The following is a 6,127-nucleotide window of genomic DNA, read 5'->3' as shown; positions in this document are numbered from 1 at the left end:
GCCCTGCCCGCCGACGCCGACACCGCCCCCGCCTCGCTGGAGGCGCTGGCCCTCCCAGCCACTCGGCTCGACCCCGGACAGCCCGGTGCCAGGAGCCGTGACGACGAAGCGCGTTCCGGTAGCCATGGCGGGGCCGCAGGCCGTTGTGCCTGCGGCCCCGCTAGGGCGTCGGGGTCAGGAAGGGTCGCCGTACTGGAGACCGCGTCCGTTGGTGCCGATGTAGACGCGACCGAAGGTGTCGGGGTCGCCGGTGATGACGCCGAGGCCGGCGAAGTTGCCCCACTGGTGGGCGTCGTCGTTGACGCGGAGCCAGGTGGCGCCCTTGTCGGTGGAGCGGAAGACTCCGGTGACGTCCTTGACGGTGCCGATCAGGTACAGGGCCTGGTAGGAGGCGCCCGGCGCGGCCTTGCCGAAGCCGAGGGCGGAGGCGGACTTCACCGTGGTGAGCGTGGTGAAGGTGCGGCCGCCGTCGGTGGAGTGCAGCAGCCCCTTGTCGCCGCCGGAGATCCACAGGTCCCCGGCGACGCCGGGGACGGCCGCGAGCCGGCCGGAGGGCAGGTTGGTGGCGCGGGCGGTGAAGGTCGCGCCGCCGTCGGTGCTGGCGAGGAGCGCGCCGCCGGACAGCGAGTAGAAGGTGTTGGCCGAGGAGCGGTCGGCGACGACCACGGCGTCGGTGCCCAGGCCGTTGACCTTCGACCAGCTCGCCCCCTTGTCGGTCGAGCGGTACGGGGCCTGACCGGCCTCGGTCCAGACGATGGTGGAGCCGTCCGCCGCGAGCGCGACGTGGCCGCTGTCGGCGCTGCCCACCGGCTCCGCCTTGAAGCCGGTCCAGTTACGGCCGCCGTCGGTGGAGTAGGCGCCGTCCTGCTCGCCGCCACGGCCGACGCGGACCATCATCGAGGGGTTGGACTGGGCGAAGTCGATGTCGGTGCTGTTGGACATCATCGGGTTCGGCAGCCGTCCGGCGGGCACCTTGGTCAGGTCGTCGTACCGGAAGCCGCCCTGGTCGCCCATGGAGGTGATGAGAGCGCCGTCGCCGGGCGGGGCGATCGCGCCCAGCAGCGCGGTCTCCTCCAGCCCCCGGGCCCCCGCGATCCAGTGGCTGGTGCCACCGCCGTCGGTGGCGGCGGCGTCCTTGCTGCGCCAGATGCCGTTGCCGGTGCCGTACAGCACGTGCCCCGCGTCGAAGGGGTCGATGGCAAGGGCGGTCATCCAGTGCCCGATGCCGGTACCGAGGTAAGGGGCGCCGGAGGCGTCCCGGACCGTCTTCTCGGACTGCGGCTTCCAGGTGGTGCCGCCGTCGGTGGTGCGGTAGATCTCGTCCGAGGGGTACCAGCGGTCGAGGGTGGTGACCATGACCGTGGCCGGGTGCTGCGGGTCGACGGCCAGACCGGAGAACCCGTAGCTGCCCTGGGACGGGGAGACGTTCTTCCACGCTCCGCTTGACGGCGTGTACTTCCACACCGAACCCGCCGTCACGCCGTTGGGTCCGAGGGCGTTGGTGTACGTCAGGTACAGCGAGCCGTCACCGGAGATCACGCCGTGCTGCGGCAGCTGACCGGTGGGCTGCCCGGAGACGGCCTGCCAGGAGTTGCCACCGTCGGTGGAGCGGTACAGGGAGGTGGACTTGTCACCGACGCCGACGTACACCGTCCGGCTGCCGGCCGGGCCGTACGTCACGAAGGAGATGCCCCCGCCGCTGCTCGCCCCGTCCTTGACGGGGAACGAGGAGACCTGGCTCCAGGTCACACCGCGGTCGGTGCTGCGCCACAGGCCGTTCTTGCGGGAGCCCAGCAGCAGGGTGTCGTGGTTCGAGGGGTCGATCACCAGCCGTTCGCCCGCCCCGCGGCCGTCCTCGTTGCCGCCCAGCTTGAACGGCAGGTCGGTGCGCTGGAAGGTGCGGCCGCGGTCGGTGGAGCGCAGGATCGCGCCGTTGCCGGCCCAGTCGTTGGTGTAGGTGCCCGCGGCGAGGTAGAGCCGGTCGGGGTCGACGGGGTCGGTGGCGAGCGCATCGATGCCCAGCAGGTTCCAGTCCTTCTCGCCGATCCAGTCGGTCAGCGGGAGCCACTGCTCGGCCCCGGTGTCCCAGCGGTAGGCGCCGCCCATGTCGGTGCGGGCGTACAGCAGGCCCTTCTCCTTCGGGTTGAACACCAGCCCGGTGACGTAACCGCCGCCCACCACCTGGGCGTTCTTCCACGCGTACGACCCGTTCCCGTCGGTCTGCGCGCCGCCGGTCCCGGGCGTCTTCACGAGCTTCCACTGCTGGTTGGTGCTGTTCCTGCCGGAATACTGGATGATCGCGGCGCCCTGGTCCGAGGAGCCTCCGGAGACGTCCAGGACCTGGCCGCTCTTGCGCGAGGTGAGGGTGACCGCGTCGGAACCGCTCACATTGCCGATCCGCCACTGCTGGGAGGCGGAGGACCGGTCCGTCTGCTGCTCGGCGGCAGCCGCCTGGGCGGTCGAGTCGCCGGCTATGCCCAGCACCTTGCCGCTGTTGCGGTTCACCAGCTCGAAGTAGCCGTCCCCGGTGGACTTGAGCCGCCACTGCTGATTGGCGGTGTTCTGGTCGGTCCACTGCTGGATGCGGGTGCCGTCGGCGCTGGAGAAGCCGTTGACGTCCAGCGCCTTTCCGCTGCGTACGGAGAGCAGCCTGTAGTAGGCACCGTCCTCGACCGTCGCGGCCTGGGAGTCCTCGTGCGTGAACAGGAGGTACGGCACGACGGCGAGGGGAACACCGAGCAGCAGCGCGGTGGCGGTCCAGCGGCGGCGGTGACGCCCGCGGCGCCCGCCGTTTGTGGGGTTGCTCATGGGTAGACGTTCTCCTTGCGAACTGTTCACGAGGGAAAGGCGGACACGGACAGCCCGAACCGGCCGGATCCACTCCCTTGTTGCCGCAGGTCCGCCAAGGGTTGCCGCGAGCCGCGAAGTTCTTTTCGAGGTCACCTCGGGGTGGGGAGACGTCGGTCAGCACCCAAGGGGACGTCGGCGTCCGCTGCCTCGAAGAGGCGGGCGGCCCAGCCACCGCGTTCCCCTGATCTCGTCGTCGGTCTCCACGTACAGTGCGATCGAAGGGTGTTCAGGTCGGTCGTCCCGAACTGATCCTGGACACCTTCGTTCCTTCGACGGGGCGGAACTTCGGATCTACTCGGGATCGGTCGGGGATCCGGCCGAGCAACACGAGGGGAGCGGTGATCGTGGGGGAACTGGACGGCAGGACCGCACTGGTGACGGGCGGCTCGCGCGGGATCGGGCGGGCGGTCGCCCTGCGGCTGGCCGCGGAGGGGGCACTGGTCGCGGTCCACTACGGCGGCAACCACGCGGCCGCCGCGGAGACCGTGGCGCTGGTCACCGAGGCCGGTGGCCGGGCGTTCGCGGTGCAGGCCAGGTTCGGCGAGAGCGGTGCGGTGGACCGCTTGTTCGAGGGGCTCACCGCCGGACTTGCGGACCACGCCGCGGACGGCCTGGACATCCTGGTCAACAACGCGGGCATCCACTCGGTCAGCTCGATCGGTCAGCTCACGGAGGAGGAGTTCGAGCGGCTTCTGGCGGTCAACGTCAGCACGCCGATCTTCGTGGTCCAGCGGGCGTTGCCGTTGCTGCGCGACGGTGGACGGATCGTCAACATGGGCTCGGCGGCCACCCGGATCGCGAACTCCGTCCAGATCGGCTACACCGTCACCAAGGCGGCGCTGGCCGCGCTGGGCCCGTCGCTGGCCAACGAGCTGGGCCGGCGCGGGATCACCGTGAACACGGTCGAAGCCGGTGTGGTGCTGACCGACATGACCGCCGGGTGGACCGGCGTTCCCGAGGCGGTGGCCGGACTGGAGTCGATCACCGCGCTCGGACGGATCGGCGTACCGGAGGACATCGCGGATGTGGTGGGCTTCCTGGCGGGCCCGCAGGGGCGATGGGTGACCGGCCAGACCATCGACGTCTCCGGCGGTACCTACCTCGGCCCGATCACGGGTGGGTGATCCGCCGCCCGCGGCGGTACCGGGGCACTGACGCCGGATCGGCCGGGGCAGCACCTCGGATCACTCGTCCCGGAACCCCACAGCCCTTCGCTCACCCGAGCGAGGATCTGCCGTGCGAGCCTCGGCTCCTGCGTCGCCTGAACCTCAGCCGAGTCGCTTGAGCATCTTGACCGAGGTCGTCTCGTAGCCGAGCGACTCGTAGAGGCCGCGCGCACCGGTGTTGAACCCGAAGACACTGAGTCCGAGCGTATGCGCGCCCTGCAGCCGGGCGTACTCCTCACCGAGGACCATGGCCGTTCGCCCGAAGCCCCGCCCCCGCTTGTCGGCGTCGATCACGATGTCCCAGATCCACCAGGCGCCGGCATCGTCGCTCGTGTCCGGTCCGATCCAGAGGTAGCCGATGGCTTCCCCGGCGTCATCGACCACGTCGAAGACCGCGTGCCCCGGGCTCGGCGTACCGGAGGGGAAAGAGCGGGCCATGGTTTCCTCCGCGTGCCGGTGAGCCTCATCGGGGGTTCGCCCCGTAGCGATGAGGTCTTCGGCGTACTCGGCGCGACTGCGCTCAAGCCAGGCGGGGAAGAGCGGGGCGTCCAAGTGGCGGAGGGCTATCGGCATCCGACCAGCCTCCCATGCCGGGCGATGCCGGAGCGGTTCCGGTCCCGCTCAAGCGTGATGGCAGACCGGCAACAGGGCACACCGCCGACATCGTCGTCCGCACGCCTCGACCCGGCGGTCACGGCTCAGGCGACCTGGTGGGCGGGGGCGACGGCGAGCTCGCGAACGGCGTCGGCGACGGCGCGGAAGTCGTTGCGCAGGATCTTGGAGTGGTTGCTCGCGACCTTCGCGCTGACCCGGATGTTCGGGTTGCGGGCGAGGACCGGGTCGAGGTTGGCCCGGATCTGTTCCATCAGCTTCGGGTCGCCGCCCAGGTTGCCGCCGGTGGCGAGCACGTACCGGGTCGGCACGGTCAGGCGGTCGAGGACCGGGTCGAGGGCAGTGGGCGCGCAGAGCTCGTTGGCCTCGATGTTGATCTCGGCGTGCTGCGCGGCGCTCATCCGCGCGGCCAGGCCGAGCGGGCGGGCGATCGGGAACAGCGGGCTCATCCGGCGGAACAGCTTGCGGATCTGTTCCTTGGTGGCGTCGTCGAGCCACTCGTGCGGCAGGGCGCCGTCCACGGACACCGCCCCCACGGCGCGCTCCGGGTTCCGGGCGGCCCAGTGCACGGCGAGCATGGCGCCGTAGGACCAGCCGACCAGGATCGGCCGCTCCACGCCCCTGGCGGTGAGGACGGCGTCGAGGTCACGGACGCACGCCTCGAACGAGTAGTCCGCCGAGCGCTTCGACTTGCCACGGGCGCGCTCGTCGTAGGTGATGTGCCGGTAGTCTCCGCCGAGCTCGGAGATGACGCGCCGCCAGTGCGACTGGTCGGCGTAGGAGCCGTTGAGGTAGACCACGGGACGGCCGGGCCCGCCGGTGTCGGTCACGGCCAGTGCGGTGTCCTCGAACTCCACGGTGCCGGTCCAGGCGGACTGCTTGCTGGTCATGCTGTGCCTTCTTCCAGGGTCAGGGGTGGAGCGGGAGGGGGCCGGGCCGGTGTTTCAGAGGCTGCGGGCGGTGATGTCGCCGTAGGCGGTGGTGGCGTGGATGGTGAGGGCGGCGGTGGCGCCGTCGGTGTTGTTGAGCGAGTTGTCGATCCGGCCGTAGCTGGTGCCGGCGTTCAGGGAGGCGGAGACGCCGCGGGCGGCGCCGATCGTGATCCGGCCGTGCTCGGTGCGCAGTTCGACGGTGCCGTGGTGGGCCTCGGCGATGGTGAGGTCGCCCTTCTGGGTGGTGATGTGGGCGGGGCCGGTGAGGCGGCCGACGGTGATGTCGCCGGCCTGGAGGGTGAGGTGGGCATCGGCGGTCTCGTCGAGCTTGACGGTGCCCTGGGCGCCGTCGAAGGTGACGTCGCCGAGGCGGCCGACGCCGCGGAGTTCGGCGGCGGCGGTCTTGGCCTCGACGCGGGAGCCGGCGGGCAGCTGGACGGTGATCTCGACGGCGCCGGAGTTGCCGAGGATCCGGTTCCGGGCCGGTGCGGCCGCGATCCGCAGGACGCCGGCGAGGTACTCGACGGTGATCTGCTCGGCGGCCTTGATGTCGCGGCTCTTGGAGGC

The 6,127-nt window shown here is 71.1% G+C and carries 5 protein-coding genes; 1 reads left to right on the top strand and 4 read right to left on the bottom strand.

What is annotated here, in order from left to right:
- Positions 1-174 precede the first annotated feature (174 nt).
- Entirely contained in the window at positions 175-2,808 is a 2,634-nt protein-coding gene (locus AB0J08_RS40805) for an RICIN domain-containing protein (RefSeq protein WP_360645014.1), read from the bottom strand.
- A 386-nt stretch (positions 2,809-3,194) separates the two neighbouring features.
- Between AB0J08_RS40805 and AB0J08_RS40800 the strand changes: the two genes are divergently transcribed.
- Complete coding sequence (locus AB0J08_RS40800) at positions 3,195-3,974, top strand: SDR family oxidoreductase (RefSeq protein WP_360645011.1); 780 nt, start codon at positions 3,195-3,197, stop codon at positions 3,972-3,974.
- Positions 3,975-4,118: 144 nt separating this feature from the next.
- Here the strand turns inward: AB0J08_RS40800 and AB0J08_RS40795 are convergent, their stop codons facing one another.
- From AB0J08_RS40795 to AB0J08_RS40785, 3 genes are all read right to left on the bottom strand, one after another.
- The gene (locus AB0J08_RS40795; RefSeq protein WP_360645008.1) at positions 4,119-4,589 is read right to left on the bottom strand and encodes a GNAT family N-acetyltransferase; all 471 of its coding nucleotides are present in this window, start codon (positions 4,587-4,589) and stop codon (positions 4,119-4,121) included.
- 125 nt (positions 4,590-4,714) lie between these two features.
- Complete coding sequence (locus AB0J08_RS40790; RefSeq protein WP_360645005.1) at positions 4,715-5,518, bottom strand: alpha/beta hydrolase; 804 nt, start codon at positions 5,516-5,518, stop codon at positions 4,715-4,717.
- A 54-nt stretch (positions 5,519-5,572) separates the two neighbouring features.
- A partial coding sequence (locus tag AB0J08_RS40785) for a DUF4097 family beta strand repeat-containing protein (protein ID WP_360645002.1) occupies positions 5,573-6,127 on the bottom strand: 555 nt, incomplete at its 5' end.

The organism is Kitasatospora sp. NPDC050463 (assembly GCF_040655255.1).
Classification (GTDB): Bacteria; Actinomycetota; Actinomycetes; order Streptomycetales; family Streptomycetaceae; genus Kitasatospora.
Note: the sequence above shows the minus strand (reverse complement) of the source record. Positions and strands in the feature narration are given on the sequence as shown.

Bases quoted from the DNA above. Each gene is read 5' to 3' on its own strand.
- AB0J08_RS40790 (WP_360645005.1), bottom strand. From the start codon at position 5,518: ATGACCAGCAAGCAGTCCGCCTGGACCGGCACCGTGGAGTTCGAGGAC.
- AB0J08_RS40795 (WP_360645008.1), bottom strand. From the start codon at position 4,589: ATGCCGATAGCCCTCCGCCACTTGGACGCCCCGCTCTTCCCCGCCTGG.
- AB0J08_RS40805 (WP_360645014.1), bottom strand. From the start codon at position 2,808: ATGAGCAACCCCACAAACGGCGGGCGCCGCGGGCGTCACCGCCGCCGC.